Raw genomic sequence first — 26,363 nt, 5'->3', positions numbered from 1 at the left:
ACGTTATGCATTTCCTGCATGACCGAATGACCAAACGGCATTGGATTTCCCCGGGGCGGCGCCCCTAAGCTTGTCGCCATTCCATTTCCGGATTTCCATGATGTCTTCCGAATCGCCGATCATCACCGCCTCCGCGCATTCCGTCCCCTCCTATCTGAACGCCGACAATCTCGGTCCCTGGGGCATCTACCTGCAACAGGTCGACCGCGTGACGCCCTACCTGGGCTCGCTGGCCCGCTGGGTCGAAACGCTGAAGCGCCCCAAGCGCGCGCTGGTGGTCGACGTGCCGATCGAGATGGATGACGGCACCATCGCCCACTTCGAGGGCTACCGCGTCCAGCACAACACCTCGCGCGGCCCGGGCAAGGGCGGCGTGCGCTTCCACCAGGACGTGACGCTGTCCGAGGTGATGGCGCTGTCGGCCTGGATGTCGATCAAGAACGCGGCCGTCAACGTGCCGTACGGCGGCGCCAAGGGCGGCATCCGCGTCGACCCGCGCAAGCTGTCGCGCGCCGAGCTCGAACGCGTGACGCGCCGCTATACCAGCGAAATCAACATCATCATCGGACCGAACAAGGACATCCCGGCGCCGGACGTCAACACCAACGAACAGGTGATGGCGTGGATGATGGACACCTATTCGATGAACGAGGGCAGCACGTCGACCGGCGTGGTCACCGGCAAGCCGATCTCGCTGGGCGGCTCGCTGGGCCGCCGCGAGGCGACCGGCCGCGGCGTGTTCGTGGTCGGCGTCGAGGCCGCGCGCAATCTGGGCCTGGAAATCAAGGGCGCGCGCATCGTCGTGCAGGGCTTCGGCAATGTCGGCAGCGTCGCCGCCAAGCTGTTCCACGAGGCCGGCGCCAAGGTCATCGCGGTGCAGGACCACAAGACCGCGCTGTTCGACCCGGCCGGCCTGAACGTGCCGGCGCTGATCGAGCACGTGTCGCACAACGGCACCATTGAGGGCTTCCGCGCCGAAACCATCAGCGCCGAGCAGTTCTGGCAGACCGAGAGCGAGATCCTGATCCCGGCCGCGCTGGAAGGCCAGATCACCGCCGCCAATGCGCCCCACATCAAGACCCGCATGGTCATCGAAGGCGCCAACGGCCCGACCACGCCGGAAGCGGACGACATCCTGCGCGAGCGCAATATCCTGGTGGCGCCGGACGTGATCGCCAACGCCGGCGGCGTCACGGTGTCGTACTTCGAATGGGTGCAGGACTTCTCCAGCTTCTTCTGGACCGAAGAAGAAATCAACCAGCGGCTGGTACGGATCATGCAAGAGGCGTTCCGCTCGATCTGGCAGGTCGCGCAGGAGAACAAGGTCACGCTGCGGACCGCGGCGTTCATCATTGCCTGTACCCGCATCCTGCAGGCGCGCGAAATGCGTGGCCTGTATCCCTGATCGATACGCGCGATATCGGGGCGATCGGACCCGGATCGGACCCGCGTTGGGGCAGGTGCAATGCTGCGATGCACCAAGGCGGGGTCCGGACCACAGCGAGGCGGCAGCCGGAGATATTCCGGCTGCCGCTTTTTTTATTACAGCCGCGTGGCGCAGCCGATTGCCGGACAGCGGCGGCTAGGGAAATACCCGTTGTATCCGAGCGTCGGCTTGCGCAATACTATTTCGTCGGCGGCACGTTTCTTGTTAGAGTCCCGCCTTTCTCTCATGGTCAAGGAGATGTTATGAAGGTTGCCAAACTGGCTGCGCTGATGATTGCGGCAGGCGTGCTGTGCGGTACCGCACAAGCGGCCGAGCAATTGACCGGCACGCTGAAGAAGATCAAAGACACGGGTGTCATTACGCTGGGCGTGCGGGAATCGTCGATTCCCTTCAGCTATAACCTCGGCGGCGTCCGCACCGTCGGCTATTCCTATGACATCAACGTCAAGATCGTCGAAGCGATCAAGGATCAGCTGAAGCTGCCGAATCTGCAGGTCAAGGAAATTCCGATTACCTCGCAGAACCGCATTTCGCTGCTGCAGAACGGCACCATCGATATCGAGTGCGGCTCGACCACCAATAATCTGGACCGCCAGAAACAGGTCGCCTTCAGCAACACCATCTTCATCATCGGCACCCGCTTCATGACCAAGAAGGACAGCGGGATCAAGGACTGGGCCGATCTGAAGGGCAAGAACGTCGTCACCACCGCCGGCACCACCTCCGAGCGCCTGCTGCGCACGATGAACGACCAGCAGAAGCTGGGCATGAACATCATCAGCACCAAGGACCACGGCCAGTCGTTCCTGACGCTGGAGTCGGGCCGCGCCGCCGCCTTCATGATGGACGACGCGCTGCTGTACGGCGAGCGCGCCAAGGCCCGCAATCCGGCCGACTGGGTCGTCACCGGCAAGCCGCAGTCGCGCGAATCGTACGGCTGCATGCTGCGCAAGGACGATGCGCCGTTCAAGAAGGTCGCCGACAACGTGATCGCCAACCTGATGAAGACCGGCGAGATCAACAACCTCTACGCCAAGTGGTTCACCCAGCCGGTGCCGCCGAAGGGCCTGAACCTGGACTTCCCGATGTCCGATGACATGAAGGCACTGATCAAGAACCCGAACGACAAGGCGCTCGACTGATTCGGCTCCAGTCACGCGTGTGAAACGGAAGGCGTGCGCGAAGGCATGTCCTTCCGTTTCTTTTTGAGGACGCATCATGAATTACAACTGGCATTGGGGTGTATTCCTCGAAGAAGCCGCGATGAACGAGACCTATCTCGACTGGATGATTTCCGGTCTGAAGGTCACCATCGCGCTCGGCCTGACTTCGTGGGTGATCGCCCTGATCATCGGCTCGATTCTCGGCGTACTGCGCACGGTTCCGAATAAATTCCTGTCGGGTATCGCGGCCACCTACGTCGAAATCTTCCGCAATATTCCGCTGCTGGTGCAGCTGTTCATCTGGTATTTCGTGGTTCCCGAATTGCTGCCGTTCGGCGAATCGATCAAGCAGATGAATCCGTTCACCCAGCAATTCCTGGCCGCGATGTTCTGCCTCGGCACGTTTACCGCCGCGCGGATCTGCGAACAGGTGCGCTCGGGCATCAACTCGCTGCCGCCGGGCCAGCGCAACGCCGGCCTGGCGATGGGCTTCACGCTGCCGCAGACCTATCGCTACGTGCTGCTGCCGATGTCGTTCCGCGTCATCGTGCCGCCGCTGACCTCCGAATTCCTGAACATCTTCAAGAACTCGGCGGTGGCGTCGACGATCGGCCTGCTGGAACTGGCGGCGCAGGGGCGCCAGCTGGTCGACTACACGGCGCGGCCGTACGAGTCCTTCATCGCGGTCACGCTGATGTACGCGCTGATCAATATCGTCGTCATGCTGGGAATGCGCTGGGTGGAAAAGCGCACGCGCGTGCCGGGCTTCATCGGCAGCAAGTAAGGGGAACGCGATGGCTTATTCATTCGATTTCACCTCGATCAACGCCGATACGCTGCACGTGCTCGGCGAGGGCATGATGGTGTCGCTGAAGATCACCGCCACCGCGGTGGTGGTCGGCATCGTCTGGGGCACCATCCTGGCGATGATGCGCCTGTCCTCGGTCAAGCCGCTGAACTGGTTCGCGCAGGGCTACGTCACCATCTTCCGCTCGATACCGCTGGTGATGGTGCTGCTCTGGTTCTTCCTGATCATTCCGCAGGTGCTGCAGTCGATCTTCAATCTGTCGCCGGCGACCGATCTGCGGATGACCTCCGCGCTGGTCGCCTTCGCGCTGTTCGAGGCGGCCTATTACTCGGAGATCATCCGCGCCGGCATCCAGAGCGTGTCGCGCGGGCAGATGTACGCGGCGCAGGCGCTCGGCATGACCTATGGGCAGACCATGCGGCTGGTGGTGCTGCCGCAGGCGTTCCGCAACATGGTGCCGCTGCTGCTGACGCAGGGCATCATCCTGTTCCAGGATACCTCGCTGGTCTACGTCAGCGCGCTGGCCGATTTCTTCGGGCAGGCGTATGGCATCGGCGAACGCGATGGCCGCATCGTCGAGATGCTGCTGTTTGCCGGTCTGGTCTATTTCGTGATCTGTTTTTCCGCATCGTTGCTGGTCAAGCGATACCAGAAAAAGGTGGCTGTATGATCGAAATCAATAACGTTTCCAAGTGGTACGGCTCCTTCCAGGTGCTGACCGATTGCACCACCCGCGTGGCCAAGGGCGAAGTGGTGGTGGTGTGCGGCCCGTCCGGTTCGGGCAAGTCCACGCTGATCAAGACCGTCAATGCGCTCGAGCCCTTCCAGAAGGGCGAGATCCTGGTCGACGGCACCTCGGTCGGCGGACCGAAGACCGACCTGCCGAAGCTGCGTTCGCGCGTCGGCATGGTGTTTCAGAACTTCGAACTGTTCCCGCACCTGTCGATCACCGAGAACCTGACCATCGCGCAGATCAAGGTGCTGGGCCGCTCGCGCGACGAGGCGATGGCCAAGGGCATGAAGTATCTGGAGCGCGTGGGCCTGAAGAACCAGGCCAACAAGTATCCGGGACAGCTGTCGGGCGGCCAGCAGCAGCGCGTGGCGATCGCGCGCGCGCTGTCGATGGATCCGATCTGCATGCTGTTCGACGAGCCGACCTCGGCGCTGGACCCGGAGATGGTCAACGAGGTGCTCGACGTGATGGTGCAGCTGGCCCATGAGGGCATGACGATGATGTGCGTGACCCACGAAATGGGCTTTGCCCGCAAGGTGGCGAACCGCGTGATCTTCATGGACCAGGGCCATATCGTTGAGGACACGCCGAAGGAGGAGTTCTTCGGCAATATCGAGGCGCGTTCGGAACGGGCCCGCCAGTTCCTGTCGAAGATCCTGCAGCACTGAGGTCTTCGCTGTCCCGGCAGTTCTCCCTCTCCCCCTCAGGGGGAGAGGGCCGGGGAGAGGGAGGTGGTTTTCAACAACCGCAGCAGCCATTGCGCCGCTGTTTTCCCTCTCCCCCAACCCCTCTCCCGCAAGCGGGAGAGGGGAGTCAAGGCTCCCTTCAGGTTTCCTCTCGCGTTTCCCGTCAAGTACAGGCCGAATTGGCCGCGTTGCGCGCCTGCACCTCGGGCGGAATCGGCACCGTCAGCGTCATCGTCGGCTGCCCGGCCTCGAACATCATCAGTTCGCCCGGCGCGAACGGCGTCCATACCTCGTCGTCGGTCAGCGGCGCGGTGGCGATCACCGCCACGCGATCTTCCGGCGTGGTCACCTGGGCGAAATCGATCGACAGGTCCGCATCGATCAGATGCGCGGTCGAGAACGGCCACTGCCGCACCAGGTAGTACAGCCGCGTCGAGCAGTGCGCGAACAGCGCCTGCCCATTGCTCAGCAGATAGTTGAAGACGCCGTACAGCGTGATTTCGCGCGTGATGTCGGCCAGCGCGTGGCACAGCTCGTTCAGCGGCGGCTGCGAGCCGGGGAAACGCTTGCGCAGCCCCTGCATCAGCGCGCAGAAGGCGAGCTCGCTGTCGGTGTCGCCGACCGGCTGATAGACGCCGGACAGGAACGGCGAGAAGCCCTTCAGGTCGCCGTTGTGGGCGAAGATCCAGTGGCGGCCCCACAGCTCGCGCATGAACGGATGGCAGTTCTCGAGCCGCACCGTGCCCTGGGTCGCCTTGCGGATATGAGAGATGACGTTCTTCGACTTGATCGGATAGTTCTTGATCAGGTCCGCCACCGGCGAGGTGCCGGCCGACTGGTTGTCGATGAACAGCCGGCAGGCCTTGTCCTCGAAGAACGCGACACCGAAGCCGTCGGCATGATGATCGGTGACGCCGCCGCGCGCGGCGAAGCCGGTGAAGGAGAACGTCACGTCGGTCGGCGTGGCGCAGTTCATGCCGAGCAGCTGGCACATGGCGTGGGACCGGGGCGGCGTGAGGGCCGGCCGATTGCAATAGAATTGCGACATTATCCCGCCGGGCCGGGCGTTCTGCCAAGCACGTCCACGGCTGCCGGCGCGGTCCGCCGGGACGGCCGAATCGCCCGTCGATCCGCTTCAATCCGCCTCCAACGAGCCCTTCCGCCATGAGCCAATACAAGATTGCCGTGATCCCTGGAGACGGGATCGGCACCGAAGTGATGCCCGAAGGCATCCGCGTGATGGACGCCGCCGCGCGCCGCTTCGGCATCGACCTGCAGTGGGACCACTTCGATTTTTCCAGCTGCGACTATTACGCCCGCCACGGCAAGATGCTGCCGGACGACTGGTTCGATACGCTCTCGCGCTATGACGCGATCTACTTCGGCGCGGTCGGCTGGCCGGCGACGGTGCCCGACCATGTGTCGCTGTGGGGCTCGCTGCTGCAGTTCCGGCGCGCGTTCGACCAGTACGTGAACCTGCGCCCGGTCCGGCTGATGCCGGGCATCCGCAGCCCGCTGGCCGACCGCAAGCCCGGCGACATCGATTTCTACGTGGTGCGCGAGAACACCGAGGGCGAATACTCGAGCATCGGCGGCCGGATGTTCCCGGGTACCGAGCGCGAGGTCGTGATCCAGGAAACGGTGATGAGCCGGATCGGTGTCGACCGCATCCTGAAGTTCGCGTTCGAGCTGGCCAGCAAGCGTCCGAAGAAGCATCTGACCTCGGCCACCAAGTCCAACGGCATCTCGATCACGATGCCGTACTGGGACGAGCGGGTCGAGGCGATGGCGGCAAACTATCCCGGCCTGAAGGTCGACAAGTACCACATCGACATCCTGACCGCGAACTTCGTGCTGCATCCGGACTGGTTCGACGTGGTGGTGGCCAGCAATCTGTTCGGCGACATCCTGTCGGACCTCGGGCCGGCGTGCACCGGCACCATCGGCGTCGCGCCGTCGGCCAATATCAATCCCGAGCGGACCTTTCCGAGCCTGTTCGAGCCGGTCCACGGCTCCGCGCCCGATATCGCCGGCCGCGGCATCGCCAATCCGATCGGGCAGATCTGGTGCGGGGCGATGATGCTCGAACACCTGGGCCATGCCGATGCCGGCGCGGCCGTGCTGGGCGCGATCGAATCGGTGCTGGCCGCCGGGCCCGCGCACGCGCCGTTGACGCGCGATATCGGCGGCAACGCCGGCACCGCGGACCTCGGCCGCGCGATCGCGGAAGCGCTGTGAGCGAGGCCGCCAAGCCGGGCATGGACCCGCGCGCGCTGCTGCGCGAGAGCTTCGATGCCGCGGTCGCGGCCGCCGATCCGCTGCGCATCGTGGCCGCGCACCTGCCGCCGCCGGACCACCGGGGCCGCACGCTGGTCGTCGGCGCCGGCAAGGCCGCGGCGTCGATGGCGCTGGCGGTCGAACGCGCCTATGCCGGCGCCGGCGTGGCGCTGGAAGGGCTGGTGGTCACGCGCTACGCGCACGGTCTGCCGACCGGGCACGTGCGGGTCATCGAGGCCGGCCATCCGGTGCCGGACGAGGCCGGCGAGCGCGCCGCCGCGGAGATCCTGTCGCGCGTGCAGGAGCTGGGCGCGGAGGATCGGCTGATCGTGCTGGTCTCCGGCGGCGGCTCGAGCCTGCTGTCGCTGCCGGCCGACGGCGTGTCGATGGCCGACCTGCGCGCGACCACGCAGGAGCTGCTGCGCTGCGGGGCGCCGATCACCGAGATGAACGTCGTGCGCAAGCATCTGTCGCGTATCCAGGGCGGCCGCCTGGCCCAGGCCAGCCGCGCGCCGGTGACCACGCTGATCGTCTCCGACGTCGCCGGCGACGATCCCAGCGCCATCGCTTCCGGCCCGACCGTTGCCGATCCCAGTACCTATGACGATGCGCTGGCGATCCTGCGCCGCTACGAGGCACGCGTGCCACCGGCTGTGCAGGCCTATCTCGAAGCCGGCGCGCGCGGCGAACATGCCGAGACGCCGAAGCCCGGCGATCCGCTGTTCGCGCGCGTCGACAACCGCATGATCGCCACCGCCCACGGCAGCCTGGCCGCCGCCGCCGGCGTGTTCCGCGCGCAGGGCGTGACGCCGGTGATCCTGGGCGACACCGTCACCGGCGAGGCACGCGAGGTGGCGCGCGTCTACGCGGCGCTGGTCCGGGAGATCCGCGCGTACAATGCGCCGTTTGCCGCGCCGGTGGCGCTGATTTCCGGCGGCGAATGCACGGTGACGCTGCCCAAGGACGGCGCCGGACGCGCCCGCGGCGGCCGCTGTTCCGAATTCCTGCTGTCGCTGGCGATCGAACTGGAAGGCGTGGCCGGCGTCCATGCGATCGCCGCCGATACCGATGGCATCGACGGCTCCGAGGACAATGCCGGCGCGCTGGCCGGTCCCGACACGCTGGCCCGTGCGGAGGCGGCCGGCATGCCGGCGCGCCGCCAGCTGGAGGCGCACGACGCCTGGGGCCTGTTCGATGCGATCGGCGACCTGGTCGTGACCGGCCCGACCCGTACCAATGTCAACGACTACCGCGCCATCCTGATCCTGTAATCGCCGATCGCCGTTCGTCCGCCGCCGCCCGCTCAATCCCCACGCTTTCGATTTGCCGAAGTCATGACCCAGACCCTGACCATCACCCGCCCCGACGACTGGCACCTGCATCTGCGCGACGGCGCGGCCCTGGCGGCGGTGCTGCCCGATACCGCGCGGCAGTTCGCGCGCGCCATCGTGATGCCGAACCTGAAGCCGCCGGTCACCACAGTGGCGCAGGCCGAGGCCTACCGCGCGCGCATCCTGGCCGCGCTGCCGGCCGGCCTGTCATTCGAACCGTTGATGACGCTCTACCTGACCGACAACACGCAAGCCGACGAGATCGTCGCCGCCAAGGCGAGCGGCTTCGTCCATGCGGTCAAGCTGTATCCGGCCGGCGCCACCACCAACAGCGATGCCGGCGTGACCGATATCCGCCGCTGCAGCGCGGCGCTGGAAGCGATGCAGCGCATCGGGCTGCCGCTGCTGGTGCACGGCGAGGTCACCGACAGCGAGATCGACCTGTTCGATCGCGAGGCAGTCTTCATCGAGCGCGTGATGACGCCGCTGCGGCGCGATTTCCCGGCGCTGAAGGTCGTGTTCGAACACATCACGACCAAGGACGCGGCCGACTACGTGCGCGAGGCCGACGGTCCGATCGGCGCGACCATCACCGCGCATCACCTGCTGTACAACCGCAATGCCATCTTCATCGGCGGCATCCGCCCACATTACTACTGCCTGCCCGTGCTCAAGCGCGAGACGCATCGCCAGGCGCTGGTCGCCGCGGCGGTATCGGGCAATCCGCGCTTCTTCCTGGGCACCGACAGCGCGCCGCACGCGCGCGGCCTGAAGGAACATGCCTGCGGCTGCGCCGGCTGCTATACCGCGCTGCATGCGATGGAGCTGTACGCCGAGGCCTTCGATGCGGCCGGCGCGCTCGACAAGCTGGAAGGCTTCGCCAGCTTCCATGGGGCCGACTTCTACGGCCTGCCGCGCAATACCGGTACGCTGACGCTGCGGCGCGAGCCGTGGCAGCTGCCCGAAGCGCTGCCGTACGGCGAGACCGAGCTGGTGCCGCTGCGCGGCGGCGAAACGCTGCAATGGAAGGCCTCGCTGGCCGCCTGAGCGGTGGGTGCGCGCGGCACTGAGCCGGCAGCCGAGCGTCCACGATCCACGGGGGACGTGGCGCTCCAGCTGGCCGGGATCGACTGGTCCCGGCCCTGGTTTGCGCCTTTCGCCGAGGCGGGCGCCGCGATCGCGGCCCACGTTTGCCAGGGCCGGCCGGTCCATGCGGCGCTCGACGCCGTCGCCACCGCGCGAGGGCTGGCCAATGCCGCCGGACTGCCTCTGCGCTTCGTCCCCCAGCAGGCGCTGCCGCCCGGCACCGCCTACGAGGCGCATATCCACGCGCATGGCGAGGTGCCGACGCGCGACAACCTGCACGATGTCTTCAACGGCCTGATCTGGCTGCATTTCCCGCGGGCAAAGGCGATGCTGAACCGGCTGCAGGCCGAGGCCATTGCCGCGGACGGCGTGCAGCCGACGCGCGGGCCGTTGCGCGACGCGGCCACGCTGTTCGACGAGAACGCGGTGCTGTTCGTCAGCGCGGAGCCGCTGCTGGAAGCGGCGCTGCGCGGATTCCGCTGGCGCGAGCTGTTCGTCGATGGCCGGGATGCGTGGCACGGCCGCTGCACCGTGGTGCCGTTCGGCCATGCCTTGCTGGAAAAGCTGGTCGCACCCTACAAGTCCATCACCGCGCACGCCTGGCCGATCGCCATGGCGCCCGCGGATCCGCGTCCAGGCGCGCTGGACGCGCCGCTGGCCCAGACGCTGGCGCGGGCCGAGCTGCGCGGCCGAAGCAGCTTCGCGCCGCTGCCGGTGCTCGGCATTCCGCACTGGTGGCCGGCCAATGCCGACGCCGGGTTCTACGACGACACCACGGTGTTTCGTCCTGGCCGCCGCGCGGGCGTCGGCGCATCGAGGAACGGCGGGACCCATGCAAAGGTGCTAGACTGCGGCCCGCGAAGCAGGACAGACAACCGCTGCTCGCCTGGCAACGGGCGAGGGGAGGAAAGTCCGGACTCCACAGGGCAGGGTGGTGGCTAACAGCCATCCACGGCAACGTGCGGAACAGGGCCACAGAGACGAGTCTTCGCGCCGGGTTCGCCCGGTGCGAAGGGTGAAACGCGGTAACCTCCACCCGGAGCAATCCCAAATAGGCAGACGATGAAGCGGCCCGCCGAGTCTGCGGGTAGGGAGCTGGAGCCGGCCGGTAACGGTCGGCCTAGAGGAATGGTTGTCACGCGCGCGCGGACCGCAAGGCCCGAGCGTCGCGCACAGAATCCGGCTTATCGGCCTGCTTCGCTTCGAATTCGCTTCCCGGTGCGCCGCACCGGAACGCTTCCACGGCGCCAAGGCGCCGGCATCAAGTTCCCGCTATTACACTTCGACCAGTTCGACGCTATGGCTGATCTCGGCCGTCTTGGCGAGCATGATCGACGCCGAGCAGTACTTGTCGTGCGACAACTGCACCGCGCGTTCGACGGTGGCCGGGTTCAGGTTGCGGCCGGTCACGGTGAACTTGAAGTGGATGCGGGTGAACACCTTTGGATCCTCGGCGGCCCGGTCGGCCTGCAGCGTGACCGAACAGCCGCGTACATCGTGGCGCCCGCGCTTCAGGATCAGCACCACGTCATAGGCGGTGCAGCCGCCGGTGCCGAGCAGCACCATCTCCATCGGCCGCGGCGCCAGATTGTGGCCGCCGCCCTCGGGGGCCCCGTCCATCGCGACGAGGTGACCGCTGCCGGTCTGCGCGACGAAGCTCATGCCGTCGTTGCCCATCCAGGTGACCTTGCATTCCATTTCGTTCGTTCCTGCTCTCAATGTTTCGTTTCGGGACTGCGACGCGTGTGCATCGTACCCCTTGCATTTTCCTCAAATTTTCCTTGCACCGTGTGGTGTCTTTGCCGCCTGAACGGCCGGAAAACCGAGGGAAACCTCTAAGATGTCAGTTTCGTGACATCCCTATGTGTGACTAAGTCGTTGAATTTTAAGTATTTCTGCGGAGCGGCGTCATCGTGACAATTTTTTGCATTACGAAATGCCGTTTCGCACTGCAAATTTTCTTGCGTCGCACAAGCTGTCATGTATAATTCGAACCATTGAACGACGGCGCGCCGATGGCCCGCCAGAGTGCGAAAGCGAAGGGTGGTCGAAGCGACCGAGACGGTCTCCCGACGCCGGTCCGCACCGCCGGCCCCGTCCCGTTGTTCTCCCAGTGTCTCCTCCACCCTCCTCCTTTGGTGGATTCAAACCCAAGCCTCAGCGGCTTGGGTTTTTTTTTCGTCCCTGCGCGGTTTTTGCCCCCGCAATGTGGCCTGCCAGGCGCGGCACGGCTCCATCCCTTGACGGCAAACGCAATGTTTGCTTGTGCCGAGCGGCGAACCGCAAGTATAATCGAGGGCTTTTCCGTCATGCCCGCGGAAGAAGAACTCAGGGAGAGCCTGCACACACAAGCAGGAAGGTCAGGTCCAAAGGGCCGGCCGACGACGCAAGTCATGTTACGGGCAGGTTCTACAAGTCTCAGGAAAGATCATGAAAACCTTTTCCGCCAAGCCTCATGAGGTAAAGCGCGACTGGTTCGTGATTGACGCGACGGACAAAGTCCTCGGCCGTGTCGCCAGCGAAGTGGCACGCCGTCTGCGCGGCAAGCACAAGCCGGAATTTACTCCGCACGTCGACACGGGCGATTACATCATCGTCGTCAACGCGGCCAAACTGCGTGTCACCGGCACGAAGGAAACCGACAAGAAGTACTACCGTCACTCGGGCTACCCGGGCGGTATCTACGAAACCACGTTTGGCAAGATGCAACAGCGCTTCCCGGGCCGTGCCCTGGAAAAGGCTGTCAAGGGCATGCTGCCGAAGGGTCCGCTGGGCTACGCGATGATCAAGAAGCTGAAGGTGTACGCCGAAGCCGAGCATCCGCACGAAGCGCAGCAGCCCAAGGCGCTGGAAATCTAAGGGGGCCATCCATGATCGGAAATTGGAACTACGGTACTGGCCGCCGCAAGAGCGCTGTGGCTCGTGTCTTCATCAAGTCGGGCAAGGGCGACATCGTCGTCAACGGCAAGCCCATCAACGAGTACTTCGCTCGCGAAACCTCGCTGATGATCGTGCGCCAGCCGCTCGAACTGACCGCCCACGCGCAGACCTTCGACATCAAGGTCAACGTGACCGGCGGCGGCGAAACCGGCCAGGCCGGTGCGGTGCGCCACGGCATCACCCGCGCGCTGATCGACTATGACGCCACGCTGAAGTCCGCGCTGTCGAAGGCCGGCTTCGTCACCCGCGATGCGCGTGAAGTCGAGCGTAAGAAGGTCGGTCTGCACAAGGCACGTCGTCGCAAGCAGTTCTCGAAGCGTTGATGCGCCGGGCGATCCGGGATCCTGTCCCGGATTGCGCAGCCAGCAAGAACCGCACGCCTGTCGTGCGGTTTTTGTTTTGTGGGCATCGTCGACCCGAGCGTCGCCGCCGACAGCGTTGTTGTGGCATCACGGTCGGACGGGCAGTTGGCCGCACAATGCATCGTCATGGATACAATGGCGCTTTCCCAAGTTCCCCAGTGAGGCCGCGATGCTGTTTTCGAAGAAGAAAGGGTTGACGATCGACACCCTGATCGGTCGCCAGACCGTCGTCGAAGGCGACCTGCACTTCTCGGGCGGCCTGCGGCTCGACGGCCGCGTGCGCGGCAATGTGCTGGCCGTGGCCGAGCAGCCGAGCATGCTGGTGGTCAGCGAGTCCGGCGTGGTCGAGGGGGAGGTCAAGGTCGGCCATCTGGTGCTGAACGGCACGGTGACCGGTCCCGTGCATGCCGCCGAGCTGCTCGAGTTGCAGCCACAGGCACGCGTGCAGGGCGAAGTGCATTACGCGGCTCTGGAAATGCACCAGGGCGCAATTGTCGAGGGCCGTCTGGTTCCGCTCGGGAACACCGAGCCCAAGGCGTTGCCCAACCTGAAACTGGCCGCAGGCAGCGAAGAAAGCGCCTGAGGCCGCGCGCTTGCAAATACGCGTGCACCATGCCCCTTGAATCGATGGGGGATCGGCACGATCTTTCCAGTGCGCTTAGAATACCGGCGTATCTAAATAGGAGAACCCCATGAACGCAGTCGCAGAGGCACCCATTACCGAGGACGTGCCGGCCCCGTTCGTCTTTACCGACAGCGCCGCCGACAAGGTTAAGCAGTTGATCGAGGAAGAGGGCAATGCCGATCTGAAACTGCGCGTCTTCGTGCAGGGCGGCGGTTGTTCCGGCTTCCAGTACGGCTTCACGTTCGACGAGGAAGTGAACGAGGACGACACCACGATGGTGAAGAACGGCGTCACGCTGCTGATCGATTCGATGAGCTACCAGTACCTGGTCGGCGCCGAAATCGACTACAAGGAAGACATCAACGGCGCCCAGTTCGTGATCAAGAACCCGAACGCCACGACCACCTGCGGTTGCGGCTCGTCGTTCTCGGTCTGACGCCAGTCCGCCTCAGCGAAAAGCGCACCTCGGTGCGCTTTTTTGTTGTCTCTTTCCGACCGGGTCCGCGCCTTACTGCGCCGCGCGCCAGACCACCGGAAACCAGTCTTCCCGCATTCGTTCGCCGGTGGCAAGCCCGATACCAGGGAAGGGCGGCGAAGTGCGGCCGGGACGCTCTACATAGCGGACGTCGTCACCGAGAAAACGCGCCGAGAACGCGCGCCGGCGTCCGCTTCCGGTATTGCCCGCTGCGCCATGCACGGTGCGGAAGTCGAACACCACCGCGTCGCCCGGCTCCAGTTCCGGCGTCAGGATTCGGTGCGAGCCGTCTTCGACGTCGGGCATCTCCATGAAGGCATCGTCGCCGGCATAGAAGTTGTCGTTGCTGGCCCAGCGCTTGGGCCGCACCAGCTTGGGCCAGCGATGCGAGCCGAGCACCACGCGCAGCGTGTTCGCCGTGGTGACCGGGTCCAGCGGAATCCAGTAGCTGGCAGTCTGCCAGCCGTCGACGCAGTAATAGGGCAGGTCCTGATGCCAGGGCGTCGGCTTGGCGGTGCCCGGTTCCTTGACCAGGATGTGCTCGTGAAAGACCTGCGCCGCTTGCGAGCGCATCAGTTGTCCGGCAATCGCGGCCGCCGGCGATTCGCGCATGAAGGCGGCAAAGGCGGGGATGCGCTGCCAGTTGCAGTAGTCCTCGAAGAACCGGCCGCTCTCGCCGGCGCGCACATTTTCGATGGCAAACGGCCCCGGTTCGGCCAGGTTCTGCTCGAAGCCTTCGCGCAAGCGCTCGACCCAGCCGCTGAAGGCACCGCGTAGCACCAGCGCGCCGTCGCGCTGGTAGGTCTCGATCTGTGTGGTGGTGATTTCCATCTGCTCCCCCGATTGATACTGGTCCGCCACGACAGTATCGAAGCGCCGCCAAAATAGGGAAAGCACATATTCTCTATGTTCCAATATAGCCATCTGCTATAGATGGGCCGCGACTGCGCCGAGCCGCCACCGATGATCGCCTTCTCCTTCCGCCAACTCGAATATTTCGTTGCCGTCGCCGAGCAGGGCAGCATCAGCGGTGCGGCGCGCGTGCGCCATGTTTCTCAGCCGTCGGTGTCGCTGGCGATTGGCCAGCTCGAGCAGATCCTTGGCACGCCCTTGTTTCGCCGGCAGGTCAGCCGCGGACTGGAGCTGACGCCGGCCGGCCAACGGCTGTTGGCGCGCGCCCGCGACATCCTGGCGCTGGCGGCCGGTATCGGCGCCGAAGAGAGCCAAGCGGCGACGCTGAGCGGCCAGCTGTCGCTGGTCTGCTTCCAGGACCTCGGCCCCTACCATGTGCCCGCGCTGCTGGCCGGGTTTCGGGCCCGCCATCCCGGCGTCGCGGTGACGCTGTTCGAAGCCGACCTGGCCACGGTTGCCCGCACGCTGCACGCCGGCAAGGCGGAGCTGGCGCTGACCTACGACCTCGGCTTCGACCACCGCGTGCTGCGCTGGCGTCTTGCCGAACTGGCGCCCTACGCGCTGCTGCCGGCCGACCATCGGCTGGCCGCGCAGCCGGACGTCAGCCTGGCCGAACTGGCCGGCGAGCGGCTGATCCTCGAGGACATCGCGCAGACACGCGAGTACTTCCTGTCGCTGTTCTGGGCGCACGGCCTGTATCCGCAGCTGCATCAGTACACGCAGACCTTCGAGATGCAGCGCGGGCTGGTCGCGCACGGCTATGGCGTGGCGCTGTCGTGCACCCGTCCTGCCGGCGACCGCAGCTATGACGGCACGCCGATCGCCTGCCGGCCATTGCGCGAGACCGTGACGCCGCAGCGCGTGGTGCTGGCGCGGGCCGAGTCGATCCGGCCCTCGCCGGTGGCGGAGGCCTTCATTCAGTGGGTAGAACAGGAGCGGGGCGCCGCGCCGTTGCGCGACGAGGCGCAAGGCAGCGCGGACCGCTAGGGGAGGCCGGCGCGGCGCCGGGGCAGATCAGCGCGGACAGTTCAGCGTGGACAGTTCCGCGTGGAGAGTTCAGCGCGGATAAATCGCGCCGAGTACGCGCGGGCCGGCGGCGCCGGTCACGGTCGGCATGTTCCCAGGCTGCCGCCGCAAGCATTGGCGCGCCAGCCAGGCAAACGCGAGCGCCTCGACCTGCGAAACCGGCACGCCGAAATCGTCGGTGGTCTGAACCGTCACGCGCGGCAGCGCGGCCGCCAGGCGCGCCATCACGAAGCCGTTGCAGGCACCGCCGCCGCAGACGATCAGGCGCCGCGCGTCGGGCGCATAGCGGCGGATATCCCGGGCAATCGCTTCGGCGGTGAGCGCCGCCAGCGTAGCCTGCACGTGCTGGGGGTCGCGTTCGGCGTCCTGTAGCCGTGCGTCCAGCCAGGCCGGATGGAACAGGTCGCGGCCGGTGCTCTTGGGTGGGGATTGCTTGAAATAGGGGTCGTCGAGCAGCCGCGCCAGCAGCGCCTCGTCGATGCGGCCGCCGGCCGCCCAGTCGCCGTTGGCGTCGAACGGCAGGCCGCGATGGCGGGCGATCCAGTGGTCCAGCAGCGCATTGCCGGGGCCGCAGTCGAAGCCGATCACCGGCCCGCCGTTGCCGGGCAGCACGCTGATATTGGAGATGCCGCCGATATTGCAGACCACGCGGGTTTCGCCGGCCAGGCCGAACAGCGCCTGATGCACGGCCGGCACCAGCGGCGCGCCCTGGCCGCCGGCGGCGATATCGCGGCTGCGGAAATCGGCGACCACGTCGATGCCGGTCAACTCGGCGAGCAGCGCCGGATGCTGGCTCTGGCGCGTATAGCCGATGCCGTCGTAGCGGCCCGGACGATGACGGATGGTCTGGCCGTGCGCACCGATCGCCGCGACGGCGTCGGCCGGCACCGCGGCGTCCCGCAACAGCGTGGCCACGCAGTCGGCGTAGACGCGCGCCAGCGCGTTGGCGGCCAGCGCCTCGCGATGGATCTCGTCGTCGCCGGGCTGCTGCAGCGCGCCGAAGGCGGCGCGTAGATCGTCGGGGAAGGGTTGGTGGCTGGCCGCAAGGACCCGCGGCTGCGCCGCGGCGAAGTCCACCAGCACGCCGTCGGCCCCATCCATGCTGGTGCCGGACATCAGGCCGATCAGGAGCTCGGGGCGCGTGGTGGACATCGCGGCGTGGGGCGTTGCGCTCGGTGCCGCGTCAGTTGCCGTTGGAGGCGACGTTGTAGGTGCGCAGCGCGTTGATCCGGCTCAGCATGTCGCTGGTGTAGCTCAGGAACTGCTGGCGCGCGCGCCCGGTCAGCGCCGGCGATTCCATCAGCGTGATCGTCAGCGGATTCTGCGGCACGTCGTTGTGGCGGAACTCGTAGTGCAGGTGCGGTCCGGTGGCCCAGCCGGTCGAGCCGACATAGCCGATCAGCTGCCCCTGCATCACGCGCTGGCCTTGCTGGATGCCGGCAAAGCGCGACAGGTGCGCGTAGTAGGTCGAGTAGCCGTTGTGGTGCTTGATGACGATGATGTTGCCGTAGCCGTTCTGCTGGCCGACGAAGTCGACTTCGCCGTCGCCGGTGGCGAACACCTTGGTGCCGGTCGGCGCCGCGAAGTCCACACCCTTGTGCTGCAGCCACTGGTGATGCAGCGGATGGTCCCGGCCGCCGAAGCCCGACGACATCCGCGAGAACTCGACCGGGGAGCGCAGGAACGGCCGCTTCATGCTGCGTCCGTCGAAGGTGTAGTAGGCGCCGTTCTTGCCGTCCGGCGCGTACCACAGCGCCTGGTGCAGCTGGTTGCGGTTGATCAGTTCGATCGCGACCACGCGGCCGTTGCGCACGAAGGCGCCGTCGCGATAGCCCGATTCGTAGACGATGCGGAAGCGGTCGCCCTTGACGATGTCGTGGTGGAAGTCGATCACGCCCGAAAAGATCGAGATCATCTGATCGACGACCTCGTCCGGCACGTTGGCCGCGTCCATTGCCTTGAAGAAGCCGCCCGTGCCGATCGTGCCCGAGCCCATCTCGTAGTGCAGCTCGTTCTTGACGACCTCGATGCGGGCCTTGTAGTCCGGATCGGCCAGGTCGCCGGCGCGCTCGATCACCAGCTGGCGCGAGATCGACACGTCGCCGCCCAGGTTGGCCTGCAGCGACACCAGCAGATTGCTCTGGTCGACTTCCGCCTGCACGATCTGGCCCGGTTCGAGCTTGAACAGGCCGCGCGCGGTCGGGTTCTTGTGAATGAAGGCCTGGGCGTCGGGGTCGTCCACGCCAAGCCGCTTCAGTAGCGTGGCGATGGTGTCGCCGCGCTGCATGCGCTCCTGGCGGACGAAGGTGGCGCTGGTATCGGTCAGGCGCTCGAGCTGGTCGCGCAGGTCGGGCAAGCGCATGCCCTGGACCACGCGCGGCGCATCGGGATCGTCGTAGGCGGTGCGGGGCGCCACGCCCATGGCGGCGGCCATGCCGAGCGTAAAGACGGTCGCGACCGACGCCGTCAATTGCTTGCGGCGGCGCGCATGCAGCGCATGGGTCGGATCGACGAGCACCACGAGCTCACGCGCGAAAACTTCGCGGAGTCTGGACCACATCACGTAAAATTCTGCCTTGGTTCGGGCTCCGCTGCCGCGACGATCTGTGCGTGTCTGCCTTCCTCCCCCGAGGTGCGGCGCGGGCTGTCTTTCGTTTGCCGCCTACAATGGCGGTTGGCCTGCGGGAGGGCTCCCGGCTGGCCGAATCGGCGGATTATACCAAAAACTTCCCCGGTGTCCGCCCGAATGTTCAAGTATTTCAACGACTTAAGTCATGACCGACGTATCCTCCGGCGCCGCGACCTCCTACCCTTTGACACCGTCCGTGATGCACGCGCTGGAAGTGTCCAGGCGCGGCTGCGACGAACTGCTGATCGAATCCGAATGGCTGCAGAAGCTGGCGCGCAGCGAAGCGACCGGCGTGCCGTTGCGGATCAAGCTGGGCCTGGACCCGACCGCGCCGGACATCCACATCGGGCACACGGTGGTGCTCAACAAGATGCGCCAGCTGCAGGACCTCGGCCATCACGTGATCTTCCTGATCGGCGACTTCACTTCGACCATCGGCGACCCGTCCGGCCGCAACAGCACCCGGCCGCCTCTGACGCGCGAACAGATCGAAGCCAACGCGCAGACCTATTACCGCCAGGCCAGCCTGGTGCTGGACCCGTCCAGGACCGAGATCCGCTACAACAGCGAGTGGTGCGACCCATTGGGCGCGCGCGGCATGATCCAGCTCGCCGCCAAGTACACCGTCGCCCGGATGATGGAGCGTGACGACTTCACCAAACGCTACCGGTCTGGGATTCCGATTTCGGTCCATGAGTTCCTCTACCCACTGATGCAGGGCTACGACTCAGTTGCATTGAAGTCCGATCTGGAGCTCGGCGGTACCGACCAGAAGTTCAATCTGCTGGTCGGCCGCGAGTTGCAGAAGGAGTACGGCCAGGAGCCGCAGTGCATCCTGACCATGCCGCTGCTGGTCGGCCTGGACGGCGTCGAGAAGATGTCCAAGTCCAAGGGCAACTACGTCGGCGTCACCGAGCCGCCCAGCGAGATGTTCGGCAAGCTGATGAGTATCTCGGACGACCTGATGTGGCGCTACTACGAATTGCTGTCGTTCCGCCCCATGTCCGAGATCGACCTGATGAAGCAGGAAGTGGCGCTCGGCCGCAATCCGCGCGACTGCAAGGTGATGCTGGCGCAGGAGATCGTCACGCGCTTCCACAGCGCAGCCGACGCCGACAAGGCGCTGGAGGACTTCAATCACCGTGCCCGCGGCGGCGTGCCCGACGATATCCCCGAGGTCAGCCTGTCCGGCGCGCCCATGGGCATCGCGCAGCTGCTCAAGCAGGCCAACCTGGCGCCGTCGACGTCGGAGGCCAACCGCAATGTCGAGCAGGGCGGGGTGCGCATCGACGGCACCCAGATCAGCGACAAGGCGCTGAAGGTCGAGGCCGGCACCTATGTGGTCCAGGTCGGCAAGCGCCGTTTCGCGCGCGTGACGCTGTCCTGAGGCCGGGCCGATGATCGCGTTGATCCAGCGCGTGGCGCGCGCCAGCGTCACGGTCGATGGCCGTGTCACCGGCGAGATCGGTGCCGGCCTGCTGGCGCTGGTCTGCGCCGAACGGGGCGACACCGAGGGCGAGGCCGAGCGGCTGCTGGCCAAGCTGCTCGGCTACCGTGTCTTTTCGGACGCGGCCGGCAAGATGAACCTGCCGGTGCGCGACATCGACGGCCAGGGCACGCCCGGCGGCCTGCTGGTGGTGTCGCAGTTCACGCTGGCCGCCGATACCAACAGCGGCACGCGGCCCAGCTTCACGCCGGCGGCTTCGCCGGAAGATGGCCGCCGCCTGTACGAGCATTTCGTCGCCCGCGCGCGCGCCGCCCACCCCGTGGTGCAGACCGGGGAGTTCGGCGCGATGATGCAGGTCAGCCTGGTCAACGACGGCCCGGTCACATTCTGGCTGCGCGTGCCGCCGCCGTCCGCCCCGTCATCCACGCCGCCGCGCGCGGCCAACCTCTGAGCGCAAGGAGACAAGCATGAGACTCTGGAGCAACGCCTTTGCCGACATGGCGCCGATTCCCGGCGAGTTCGCCTTTGCCGTGCCGGACGCCGCCAACCACATCACGCTGTCCAGCAACCGCAATCCCGATCTGCATTGGGACGGCGCGCCGTCCGGCACGCGCTCGTTCGTGCTGATCTGCCACGATCGCGACGTGCCCAGCCGCGGCGACGACGTCAACCAGCAGGGCCGCGAGGTGCCGGCCAGCCTGCCGCGCGTGGACTTCTTCCATTGGGTGCTGGTCGACATTCCGCCGGGACTGACGACGATCTCGGCCGGCTCGCACAGCGACGGCGTGATCGCGCGCGGCAAGCCCGGTCCGGAGGCGACCGGCGGTACCGCGGCCGCGGGCGGCCTGCGCCACGGCGTCAACGACTACACCAACTGGTTCGCCGGCGACAAGGACATGGCGGGCGACTACTACGGCTACGATGGCCCGTGCCCGCCGTGGAACGATGCGATCGTGCACCACTACGTGTTCACGATCTATGCGCTCGATCTGGACCGCCTGCCGCTCGAAGGACGTTTCACCGGCGCGCAGGTGCGCGAGGCGATCGCGGGCCACGTGCTCGACCAGGCCAGCCTGACCGGCACCTATACCCTGAATCCGAAACTGGCGGCGCAGCAGTCGGCCGGCTGACGCCGCCGCGGCCGCCACATCAAAAGCAAGCGCAAGAACAGCGCGCTCCCGGCGCGCGCGAAGGAAACGGCATGACGTTCACGCCCGGGCCGCAGTCGCTGCTGGCCATCACCCACCTGATCGTGATCCGACACGGCGAAACGGCCTGGAACCGCGAACGGCGGCTGCAGGGGCAGCTCGATATCCCGCTGAACGATACCGGCCAGGCGCAGGCACGCGCGCTGGCCGGCTCGCTGGCGGGCGAACCGATCGACGCGATCTACTCGAGCGACCTGTCGCGCGCGATGCAGACCGCGGCGCCGCTGTCGGAGGCCGTGGGCGTGCCGGTACAGCCGGAGCCGCGACTGCGCGAGCGCTGCTACGGCACGCTCGAGGGCATGACCTATGCGGAGGTCGCGCAGCACCGGCCGGAGGACTTCGCCCGCTGGCAGGCCCGCGTGCCGGACTACGCCCCGCCGCAGGGCGAGTCGCTGCGCGACTTCCACGAGCGCGCCGTCGAGGTCGTGCTGGCGCTGGTGCGCCGGCATCCGGGCGAGCGCATCGCGCTGGTGGCGCACGGCGGCGTGCTCGACTGCCTGTATCGCGAGGCCACGGGCATGACGCTGGAAGCGCCGCGCGAGCATGAGCTGCTCAATGCCAGCGTCAATCGTCTGCGCAGCGACAGCCACCGGCTGACCGTCGCGCAATGGGCGGACGTCAGCCACCTGGCGACGCTGACGCTGGACGAAGTCGACCGCCGCGTGCCCTGATCCTTTTCTTCTTGGCTGTCGTCCCCGCGACGGCGGGGACCCAGCGGCTGTGCGAGCGACGGCAACCGCGCAACCGCGCAACCACGCAACCGCGCTATACCCGCAACCGGAACGGCGTGAAATTGGTGTCGCGGTCGTACCAGTCCTCGTCCTCGGCACGCTTGAGGAAGCCGACCACGCGATAGGTGACCGGCGTCATCACGACCTCCCAGCCGGTCTTCAGCACGTACTGCGCGACCGCGACCTGCACCACCTTCTCCAGCGGCCAGATGCCGTAGAACGCGATCACGTAGAACAGCGACGAGTCGACCAGCTCGCCGGCCAGCGTCGAGCCGATCGTGCGGGTCCACAGCCAGCGGCCGCGCGTCCACAGCTTCATCTTCGCGAGCACGTAGCTGTTGGTGAAGCTGCCGCAGCAGAAGGCGATCAGCGAACCGAGCGCGATGCGCCAGGTATTGCCGAACACGTCCTCGAGGCTCTTCTGATAGTCGGCCATGAACGGCGCCACCGGCATCGACAGCACCACCAGGCTCATGAAGGTGGCGAAGGCCAGCGCCGCGAAGCCCGCCCACACCACGCGGCGGTCGCGGCCGTAGCCGTAGACCTCGGTCAGCACGTCGCCGAAGATGTACGAGACCGGGAAGAACAGCACGCCGGCGCCGAAGGTCACCGGTCCGATCCAGGGCAGCGTGACCTGCGCCGCCTTGGCCGCGCCGATCAGGTTCGAGCAAAGCAGCACGGTGACGAAGGCCACCATCACCAGATCGTAGTAGCGGTAGACGCGGCCGGTATGCGGCGCGGCGCGGGTTGTGGTCATGGTGTTCCCTGGTTTTTTGCTGGCGATTATGCCAGCAGCGGTCCGGGCGGGCGCGGCATGCAGGCGTGGAGGAGCAGGTGTATCGTTGCGCCATCCCTCGGCCGCTACGTCAAGCCACACGACACCACACCACACCACACGGAGCCAACCGCCATGACCTGGTCCTCCAATCAATACCTGCAATTCGAAGACGAGAGAACGCGTCCGGCGCGCGAGCTGCTTGCCGCGGTGCCGACGCAGACCGTCCGCAGCGCCATCGACCTGGGCTGCGGTCCCGGCAATTCGACCGAGGCGCTGGCCGCGCGTTATCCCGACGCGCAGGTCGTCGGCCTCGACAGCTCGCAGGACATGATCGACGCCGCCCGCAAGCGGCTGCCGCAGTTCCGCTTCGAGCTGGGCGATATCAGCGCCTGGGACGATCCGGGGCCGTACGATCTGGTGCTCGCCAACGCCGCGCTGCAATGGGTGCCCGACCACGAGGCGCTGTTCCCGTCGCTGGCGCAACGCCTGGCGCCGAACGGCAGCCTGGCCGTGCAGATGCCCGACAACCTCGACCAGCCGACCCACCGGCTGATGCGAGAAGTCGCGGCGGACGGACCCTGGGCGCAGGCGCTGTCTCAGGCGGCCGCCGCGCGCACCACGTTGCCGCCGGCGCGCTGGTACTACGATCTGCTGCGGCCGCACTGCGCGCGCGTCGACATCTGGCGCACGACCTATCACCACACGCTGGCAGGCGCGCCGGCGGTGGTCGAATGGCTGAAGGGAACGGGGCTGCGGCCTTTCCTCGAGCCGCTCGATGCCGAGCAGCGCGAGGCCTTCCTCGCGCGCTACACGGACGCAATCGCGCAGGCCTATCCGGCGCAGGCCGATGGGGTGGTGCTGCTGCCGTTTCCGCGGCTGTTCATCGTGGCGACGCGATGATGCCGCGGCGTCAGTCCTTCGCCTAGGAATCGGCGGAATCGTTGGTCGAGCGCTTGTTGGTCGAGTCGGCCGATGCGGCGCCGGCCAGCGCAGCCGCGCAGTAGGCGGCAATCGCATCGAGCACGCTGTCGGCCTCGCCGACCGCCGCCGCGCAGCGGATCGTGACGCCCGGCAGCCGCGCGCGGCAATCGTCCAGCAGCGCCGGCAGGTCGCGGCGAAGATGGCCGCCCTGGCCGAAAAACACCGGCACCACGAGGATGTCGCCGACGTTCTGCGCGGCCAGCTGCGTCAGCGTGCCCGGCAGGTCGGGCGTCATCAGTTCGAGAAAGGCCAGCCGCACCGCGCAATCGGGCAGCATCACGGTCAGCCGCGCGTGCAGCCGGTCGAACGGCTCGCGCCAGCGCGCATCGCGCGCGCCGTGGGCGAACAGCACCAGCGCCTGACGGGCCGGCTTGTCGCTGGGCTGGTCGGCGCGCGAGGCCATCGCTCAGTGCCGGTCGACCCAGCGCAGCGCCGTCAGCGCGACCAGCAGGTACAGCGTGCCCGGCAGCAGCGCCGACACGATCGGCGGCCAGGTATGCAGCAGGCCCACGTGCGAGAACAGCGTGTTGGACAGGTGGAACGACAGCCCCAGCATGATGCCGCCGAACACCTTGATGCCGACCGCGCCGGCGCGCGCGTGCAGATAGGCGAATGGCAGCGCCAGCGCCATCATCACGAACAGCGTCAGCGGATAGACCACCTTCTTCCAGAACGCGATCTCGTAGCGCTGGGTGTCCTGCTTGTTGTCGCGCAGGTGGCGGATATAGCGGAACAGGTCCAGCGTCGACATGCGCTCCGGCGTGACCAGCAGCACCGACAGGATCTGCGGGGTCAGCTCCGAGTGCATCGTCATGTCGGGAAAGCTCTTGCGCTCGGCGCGGAACGCCGGCGCCAGGCCGTCGCGCTGCGCGCCGGCCGGCGGCGGCGCTTCGGCAAAGCGCGTCTCGGTAACCTTCGACAGCTGCCACGACTGGTCGCCGTGGTAGCGTCCTTCCTCGGCGACGCGGATCACGCTGAGGCGGTAGTCGGCGTCGAATTCGTAGATCGTCACGCCGTTGATGGTCTGGTCGGGCTTCAGGCCCGCCACGTTGACGAAGCGGGTCAGCTCGCCCCCGGTGGCCGGATCCTTGCCGCGGTCCTTGACCCAGACGCCCGAGCGGAAGCCCGACGAAACCGTCGCGCCCAGCGAATCGAGCTTGACCTTCTGCGCGTACTGCTCGGTCTTCGGGCCGATGAACTCGCCGAACAGGAACGTCGCGATCGCCAGTGGAATCGCCAGCTTGAACAGCGAGAACAGCGCCTGCCGCGTGTTGAGGCCCGCCACGCGGAAGATCGTGTATTCGGACTGGCTGGCCAGCTGCGAGAACACATAGATCGCGCTGATCAGCGCCGCGATCGGCAGCACCTCGTAGATCCGCGTCGGCGCCTGCAGCACGACGTGGAAGAAGGCGACCAGCGAGGTGTAGCCCGCGGTCACGTTCTCCAGCTCGTTGAGCATGTCGAAGAACACGAACAGCGCCAGCACCGCGAACAGGATGAACGCGAAGACGCCGTAGATCAGCCGGCCGAAGTAGCGCTCGTAGACGTGCAGCACCCTCATGCCAGGTCTCCCTGCGGGGTGCGGCGGCGCAGCCCGAACACCGCGCGCCAGCCGCCAAGGCTGTAGCGCTGGCGATAGCGGAACAGCATCACCGCGCCGAGGAAGGCCAGCAGGTGGAACGGCCACCAGGCGAGCCCGAACGGCAGCGAGCCGGAACGGACCCAGGCCTGCGACAGGTTGATCAGGTTGCTGTAGGTCAGGTAGATCAGCACGGCGAACACCAGCGGCGTATAGCGGCCCAGACGCGGGTTCACATAGGCCAGCGGGATCGCGATCAGCACGAAGTTGAAGGCGAGGATCGGCAGCGACAGCCGCCAGATCAGCTCGCCCAGGTTCTCGTTGGTCGGGTTGCGCAGCAGTTCGATCGTGTCGCGGCTCTTGACCGGCAGGTTGGCGTCGCTCTCGGGCGGCTTGCTGTCGACCTTGACCGCATAGCGGTCGAACTCGACGATGCGGTAGTCCAGCTTGCCCGGGGTGCCGGCATAGCGGCGGCCGTCCTCCATCACCACCAGCCGGTCGCCGTTCGGCATGGTCTCGAACTGGCCCTGATGGGCCAGCGCGACGCCGACCTTGCCGGCCTCGGCGTTGGCGACGAAGACGTTGCGCGCATGGCGCATATCGCCGTCGATGCTCTCGATGAACAGCACGTAGTTGCCGTTGGCCGGTTCGATGAAGCGGCCCGCCGCGATCATCGACAGCACGCCGCGCTGCTGGAAGCGGTCCCGGAACAGCGCGCTCTGCTGGTTGGCCCAGGGCCAGGCGAAGGCGCCGAGGAACAGCGCCAGCAGCACGAAGGGCGCGGCGAACTGCAGCACGGGTTTGATGAAGTCGCGCAGCGACAGGCCGGCCGAGAACCAGACCACCATCTCGGAGTCCTTGTACCAGCGCGTCAGCACGATCAGCGTGGAGATGAACAACGTCGCGCACAGCAGGATCGCCAGGTAGCCGAGCGCGGCCAGGCCGATCAGCATCAGCACGTCGTTGGGGCTGGCGCGGCCGGTGGCGGCCATGCCGAGAATACGGATCACGAGCGAGGTCAGCATGAAGGTCAGCATGACCAGGAACACCGCGCCGGCGGTGTAGGCGAGCTCGCGTCGCAAGGCTTGTTGAAAAATCATGCGATGTCGGTCCCGGGCTGCCGGCCAGCGCGGCGGCGG

Annotated in this window: 27 protein-coding genes, 1 other RNA gene and 1 pseudogene; 20 read left to right on the top strand and 9 right to left on the bottom strand. The window is 66.5% G+C overall.

Going from position 1 to position 26,363, the window contains the following annotated elements; translation table 11 throughout:
- Nucleotides 1-100: 100 nt before the first annotated feature.
- The 5 genes from M1D55_RS22410 (at nucleotide 101) to M1D55_RS22390 (ending at nucleotide 4,819) form a co-directional block, all read left to right on the top strand.
- Nucleotides 101-1,405, top strand: a complete 1,305-nt coding sequence (locus M1D55_RS22410) for a Glu/Leu/Phe/Val family dehydrogenase (RefSeq protein ID WP_006578981.1) — start codon at nucleotides 101-103, stop codon at nucleotides 1,403-1,405.
- A 284-nt stretch (nucleotides 1,406-1,689) separates the two neighbouring features.
- The gene (locus M1D55_RS22405; RefSeq protein WP_006578982.1) at nucleotides 1,690-2,589 is read left to right on the top strand and encodes a glutamate/aspartate ABC transporter substrate-binding protein; all 900 of its coding nucleotides are present in this window, start codon (nucleotides 1,690-1,692) and stop codon (nucleotides 2,587-2,589) included.
- A 76-nt stretch (nucleotides 2,590-2,665) separates the two neighbouring features.
- The gene (locus tag M1D55_RS22400; protein WP_006578983.1) at nucleotides 2,666-3,394 is read left to right on the top strand and encodes an amino acid ABC transporter permease; all 729 of its coding nucleotides are present in this window, start codon (nucleotides 2,666-2,668) and stop codon (nucleotides 3,392-3,394) included.
- 10 nt (nucleotides 3,395-3,404) lie between these two features.
- On the top strand, nucleotides 3,405-4,088 hold the full coding sequence (gene gltK / locus M1D55_RS22395; RefSeq protein WP_006578984.1) for a glutamate/aspartate ABC transporter permease GltK: 684 nt from the start codon (nucleotides 3,405-3,407) through the stop codon (nucleotides 4,086-4,088).
- Entirely contained in the window at nucleotides 4,085-4,819 is a 735-nt protein-coding gene (locus M1D55_RS22390) for an amino acid ABC transporter ATP-binding protein (RefSeq protein ID WP_006578985.1), read from the top strand. Before gltK ends, M1D55_RS22390 begins: the two co-directional genes overlap by 4 nt.
- Nucleotides 4,820-5,000: 181 nt before the next feature.
- On the opposite strand, the gene M1D55_RS22385 is transcribed toward M1D55_RS22390, so the two are convergent.
- Nucleotides 5,001-5,831, bottom strand: a complete 831-nt coding sequence (locus M1D55_RS22385; protein WP_053821099.1) for a class II glutamine amidotransferase — start codon at nucleotides 5,829-5,831, stop codon at nucleotides 5,001-5,003.
- A gap of 170 nt (nucleotides 5,832-6,001) precedes the next feature.
- On the opposite strand from M1D55_RS22385, the gene M1D55_RS22380 reads away from it, so the two are divergent.
- The 5 genes and pseudogenes from M1D55_RS22380 to rnpB all read left to right on the top strand — a co-directional run bounded on the left by M1D55_RS22380 (nucleotide 6,002) and on the right by rnpB (nucleotide 10,734).
- Nucleotides 6,002-7,075 (top strand): tartrate dehydrogenase, encoded by a 1,074-nt coding sequence (locus M1D55_RS22380; RefSeq protein WP_006578987.1) that lies wholly within the window; start codon nucleotides 6,002-6,004, stop codon nucleotides 7,073-7,075.
- A gap of 20 nt (nucleotides 7,076-7,095) precedes the next feature.
- On the top strand, nucleotides 7,096-8,385 hold the full coding sequence (locus tag M1D55_RS22375; RefSeq protein WP_456282755.1) for a glycerate kinase type-2 family protein: 1,290 nt from the start codon (nucleotides 7,096-7,098) through the stop codon (nucleotides 8,383-8,385).
- Between the two features lie 63 nt (nucleotides 8,386-8,448).
- Complete coding sequence (gene pyrC / locus M1D55_RS22370) at nucleotides 8,449-9,492, top strand: dihydroorotase (RefSeq protein WP_456281865.1); 1,044 nt, start codon at nucleotides 8,449-8,451, stop codon at nucleotides 9,490-9,492.
- Between the two features lie 57 nt (nucleotides 9,493-9,549).
- Nucleotides 9,550-10,335, top strand: a pseudogene (locus M1D55_RS22365) (DUF3025 domain-containing protein); the annotation flags it as partial.
- Nucleotides 10,336-10,390: 55 nt separating this feature from the next.
- Nucleotides 10,391-10,734, top strand: an RNA gene (gene rnpB, locus M1D55_RS22360) — RNase P RNA component class A.
- Between the two features lie 72 nt (nucleotides 10,735-10,806).
- Here rnpB and M1D55_RS22355 read toward each other — a convergent pair.
- A complete protein-coding gene (locus tag M1D55_RS22355) occupies nucleotides 10,807-11,229 on the bottom strand; it encodes an OsmC family protein (RefSeq protein ID WP_006576931.1) in 423 nt (140 codons plus the stop codon).
- Between the two features lie 732 nt (nucleotides 11,230-11,961).
- On the opposite strand from M1D55_RS22355, the gene rplM reads away from it, so the two are divergent.
- The 4 genes from rplM (at nucleotide 11,962) to erpA (ending at nucleotide 13,894) form a co-directional block, all read left to right on the top strand.
- On the top strand, nucleotides 11,962-12,390 hold the full coding sequence (gene rplM / locus M1D55_RS22350) for a 50S ribosomal protein L13 (protein WP_006576930.1): 429 nt from the start codon (nucleotides 11,962-11,964) through the stop codon (nucleotides 12,388-12,390).
- Between the two features lie 11 nt (nucleotides 12,391-12,401).
- The gene (gene rpsI, locus M1D55_RS22345; protein WP_006576929.1) at nucleotides 12,402-12,794 is read left to right on the top strand and encodes a 30S ribosomal protein S9; all 393 of its coding nucleotides are present in this window, start codon (nucleotides 12,402-12,404) and stop codon (nucleotides 12,792-12,794) included.
- A gap of 208 nt (nucleotides 12,795-13,002) precedes the next feature.
- A complete protein-coding gene (locus M1D55_RS22340; protein ID WP_006576928.1) occupies nucleotides 13,003-13,416 on the top strand; it encodes a bactofilin family protein in 414 nt (137 codons plus the stop codon).
- A gap of 109 nt (nucleotides 13,417-13,525) precedes the next feature.
- Nucleotides 13,526-13,894, top strand: a complete 369-nt coding sequence (gene erpA, locus M1D55_RS22335; RefSeq protein ID WP_006576927.1) for an iron-sulfur cluster insertion protein ErpA — start codon at nucleotides 13,526-13,528, stop codon at nucleotides 13,892-13,894.
- Between the two features lie 72 nt (nucleotides 13,895-13,966).
- Here the strand turns inward: erpA and M1D55_RS22330 are convergent, their stop codons facing one another.
- Nucleotides 13,967-14,764: a phytanoyl-CoA dioxygenase family protein gene (locus M1D55_RS22330; protein ID WP_456282754.1), complete on the bottom strand. Its 798-nt coding sequence runs from the start codon at nucleotides 14,762-14,764 to the stop codon at nucleotides 13,967-13,969.
- A gap of 132 nt (nucleotides 14,765-14,896) precedes the next feature.
- Here M1D55_RS22330 and M1D55_RS22325 point away from each other — a divergent pair, with 132 nt between their 5' ends.
- Nucleotides 14,897-15,832 (top strand): LysR substrate-binding domain-containing protein, encoded by a 936-nt coding sequence (locus M1D55_RS22325; protein ID WP_043440033.1) that lies wholly within the window; start codon nucleotides 14,897-14,899, stop codon nucleotides 15,830-15,832.
- Between the two features lie 69 nt (nucleotides 15,833-15,901).
- On the opposite strand, the gene M1D55_RS22320 is transcribed toward M1D55_RS22325, so the two are convergent.
- Nucleotides 15,902-17,023, bottom strand: coding sequence for an anhydro-N-acetylmuramic acid kinase (locus M1D55_RS22320; RefSeq protein WP_456281864.1), 1,122 nt, complete (start codon nucleotides 17,021-17,023; stop codon nucleotides 15,902-15,904).
- A 31-nt stretch (nucleotides 17,024-17,054) separates the two neighbouring features.
- Complete coding sequence (locus M1D55_RS22315) at nucleotides 17,055-18,431, bottom strand: M23 family metallopeptidase (RefSeq protein ID WP_064572639.1); 1,377 nt, start codon at nucleotides 18,429-18,431, stop codon at nucleotides 17,055-17,057.
- Nucleotides 18,432-18,645: 214 nt separating this feature from the next.
- Here M1D55_RS22315 and tyrS point away from each other — a divergent pair, with 214 nt between their 5' ends.
- From tyrS to M1D55_RS22295, 4 genes are all read left to right on the top strand, one after another.
- Complete coding sequence (tyrS, locus tag M1D55_RS22310) at nucleotides 18,646-19,887, top strand: tyrosine--tRNA ligase (RefSeq protein WP_006576922.1); 1,242 nt, start codon at nucleotides 18,646-18,648, stop codon at nucleotides 19,885-19,887.
- A 10-nt stretch (nucleotides 19,888-19,897) separates the two neighbouring features.
- The gene (gene dtd, locus M1D55_RS22305) at nucleotides 19,898-20,398 is read left to right on the top strand and encodes a D-aminoacyl-tRNA deacylase (RefSeq protein WP_006576921.1); all 501 of its coding nucleotides are present in this window, start codon (nucleotides 19,898-19,900) and stop codon (nucleotides 20,396-20,398) included.
- A 16-nt stretch (nucleotides 20,399-20,414) separates the two neighbouring features.
- Nucleotides 20,415-21,077, top strand: a complete 663-nt coding sequence (locus tag M1D55_RS22300) for a YbhB/YbcL family Raf kinase inhibitor-like protein (protein WP_006576920.1) — start codon at nucleotides 20,415-20,417, stop codon at nucleotides 21,075-21,077.
- Nucleotides 21,078-21,148: 71 nt separating this feature from the next.
- A complete protein-coding gene (locus M1D55_RS22295) occupies nucleotides 21,149-21,826 on the top strand; it encodes a histidine phosphatase family protein (RefSeq protein WP_064572646.1) in 678 nt (225 codons plus the stop codon).
- 94 nt (nucleotides 21,827-21,920) lie between these two features.
- Here the strand turns inward: M1D55_RS22295 and M1D55_RS22290 are convergent, their stop codons facing one another.
- Nucleotides 21,921-22,643 carry a queuosine precursor transporter gene (locus tag M1D55_RS22290; RefSeq protein WP_006576918.1) on the bottom strand — a complete coding sequence of 241 codons (723 nt, stop codon included), beginning with the start codon at nucleotides 22,641-22,643 and terminating at the stop codon, nucleotides 21,921-21,923.
- 153 nt (nucleotides 22,644-22,796) lie between these two features.
- Here M1D55_RS22290 and tam point away from each other — a divergent pair, with 153 nt between their 5' ends.
- Entirely contained in the window at nucleotides 22,797-23,564 is a 768-nt protein-coding gene (gene tam / locus M1D55_RS22285) for a trans-aconitate 2-methyltransferase (RefSeq protein ID WP_006576917.1), read from the top strand.
- Between the two features lie 22 nt (nucleotides 23,565-23,586).
- On the opposite strand, the gene M1D55_RS22280 is transcribed toward tam, so the two are convergent.
- The 3 genes from M1D55_RS22280 to lptF are packed head-to-tail and all read right to left on the bottom strand — an operon-like array spanning nucleotide 23,587 to nucleotide 26,324.
- Nucleotides 23,587-24,048: a sirohydrochlorin chelatase gene (locus M1D55_RS22280; protein WP_456281863.1), complete on the bottom strand. Its 462-nt coding sequence runs from the start codon at nucleotides 24,046-24,048 to the stop codon at nucleotides 23,587-23,589.
- A gap of 3 nt (nucleotides 24,049-24,051) precedes the next feature.
- Nucleotides 24,052-25,206, bottom strand: coding sequence for an LPS export ABC transporter permease LptG (lptG, locus tag M1D55_RS22275; protein ID WP_006576915.1), 1,155 nt, complete (start codon nucleotides 25,204-25,206; stop codon nucleotides 24,052-24,054).
- On the bottom strand, nucleotides 25,203-26,324 hold the full coding sequence (lptF, locus tag M1D55_RS22270) for an LPS export ABC transporter permease LptF (protein WP_064572654.1): 1,122 nt from the start codon (nucleotides 26,322-26,324) through the stop codon (nucleotides 25,203-25,205). The genes lptG and lptF overlap by 4 nt, the downstream gene beginning before the upstream one ends.
- Nucleotides 26,325-26,363 lie beyond the last annotated feature (39 nt).

Source organism: Cupriavidus sp. JZ107, from assembly GCF_053903255.1.
Note: the sequence above shows the minus strand (reverse complement) of the source record. Positions and strands in the feature narration are given on the sequence as shown.

Excerpts from the sequence above, each read along its gene's own strand:
- M1D55_RS22410 (WP_006578981.1), top strand. The coding sequence starts at position 101 with ATGTCTTCCGAATCGCCGATCATCACCGCCTCCGCGCATTCCGTCCCC.
- M1D55_RS22405 (WP_006578982.1), top strand. The coding sequence starts at position 1,690 with ATGAAGGTTGCCAAACTGGCTGCGCTGATGATTGCGGCAGGCGTGCTG.
- M1D55_RS22400 (WP_006578983.1), top strand. The coding sequence starts at position 2,666 with ATGAATTACAACTGGCATTGGGGTGTATTCCTCGAAGAAGCCGCGATG.
- gltK (WP_006578984.1), top strand. The coding sequence starts at position 3,405 with ATGGCTTATTCATTCGATTTCACCTCGATCAACGCCGATACGCTGCAC.
- M1D55_RS22390 (WP_006578985.1), top strand. The coding sequence starts at position 4,085 with ATGATCGAAATCAATAACGTTTCCAAGTGGTACGGCTCCTTCCAGGTG.
- M1D55_RS22385 (WP_053821099.1), bottom strand. The coding sequence starts at position 5,831 with ATGTGCCAGCTGCTCGGCATGAACTGCGCCACGCCGACCGACGTGACG.
- M1D55_RS22380 (WP_006578987.1), top strand. The coding sequence starts at position 6,002 with ATGAGCCAATACAAGATTGCCGTGATCCCTGGAGACGGGATCGGCACC.
- M1D55_RS22375 (WP_456282755.1), top strand. The coding sequence starts at position 7,096 with ATGGACCCGCGCGCGCTGCTGCGCGAGAGCTTCGATGCCGCGGTCGCG.
- pyrC (WP_456281865.1), top strand. The coding sequence starts at position 8,449 with ATGACCCAGACCCTGACCATCACCCGCCCCGACGACTGGCACCTGCAT.
- M1D55_RS22355 (WP_006576931.1), bottom strand. The coding sequence starts at position 11,229 with ATGGAATGCAAGGTCACCTGGATGGGCAACGACGGCATGAGCTTCGTC.
- rplM (WP_006576930.1), top strand. The coding sequence starts at position 11,962 with ATGAAAACCTTTTCCGCCAAGCCTCATGAGGTAAAGCGCGACTGGTTC.
- rpsI (WP_006576929.1), top strand. The coding sequence starts at position 12,402 with ATGATCGGAAATTGGAACTACGGTACTGGCCGCCGCAAGAGCGCTGTG.
- M1D55_RS22340 (WP_006576928.1), top strand. The coding sequence starts at position 13,003 with ATGCTGTTTTCGAAGAAGAAAGGGTTGACGATCGACACCCTGATCGGT.
- erpA (WP_006576927.1), top strand. The coding sequence starts at position 13,526 with ATGAACGCAGTCGCAGAGGCACCCATTACCGAGGACGTGCCGGCCCCG.
- M1D55_RS22330 (WP_456282754.1), bottom strand. The coding sequence starts at position 14,764 with ATGGAAATCACCACCACACAGATCGAGACCTACCAGCGCGACGGCGCG.
- M1D55_RS22325 (WP_043440033.1), top strand. The coding sequence starts at position 14,897 with ATGATCGCCTTCTCCTTCCGCCAACTCGAATATTTCGTTGCCGTCGCC.
- M1D55_RS22320 (WP_456281864.1), bottom strand. The coding sequence starts at position 17,023 with ATGTCCACCACGCGCCCCGAGCTCCTGATCGGCCTGATGTCCGGCACC.
- M1D55_RS22315 (WP_064572639.1), bottom strand. The coding sequence starts at position 18,431 with ATGTGGTCCAGACTCCGCGAAGTTTTCGCGCGTGAGCTCGTGGTGCTC.
- tyrS (WP_006576922.1), top strand. The coding sequence starts at position 18,646 with ATGACCGACGTATCCTCCGGCGCCGCGACCTCCTACCCTTTGACACCG.
- dtd (WP_006576921.1), top strand. The coding sequence starts at position 19,898 with ATGATCGCGTTGATCCAGCGCGTGGCGCGCGCCAGCGTCACGGTCGAT.
- M1D55_RS22300 (WP_006576920.1), top strand. The coding sequence starts at position 20,415 with ATGAGACTCTGGAGCAACGCCTTTGCCGACATGGCGCCGATTCCCGGC.
- M1D55_RS22295 (WP_064572646.1), top strand. The coding sequence starts at position 21,149 with ATGACGTTCACGCCCGGGCCGCAGTCGCTGCTGGCCATCACCCACCTG.
- M1D55_RS22290 (WP_006576918.1), bottom strand. The coding sequence starts at position 22,643 with ATGACCACAACCCGCGCCGCGCCGCATACCGGCCGCGTCTACCGCTAC.
- tam (WP_006576917.1), top strand. The coding sequence starts at position 22,797 with ATGACCTGGTCCTCCAATCAATACCTGCAATTCGAAGACGAGAGAACG.
- M1D55_RS22280 (WP_456281863.1), bottom strand. The coding sequence starts at position 24,048 with ATGGCCTCGCGCGCCGACCAGCCCAGCGACAAGCCGGCCCGTCAGGCG.
- lptG (WP_006576915.1), bottom strand. The coding sequence starts at position 25,206 with ATGAGGGTGCTGCACGTCTACGAGCGCTACTTCGGCCGGCTGATCTAC.
- lptF (WP_064572654.1), bottom strand. The coding sequence starts at position 26,324 with ATGATTTTTCAACAAGCCTTGCGACGCGAGCTCGCCTACACCGCCGGC.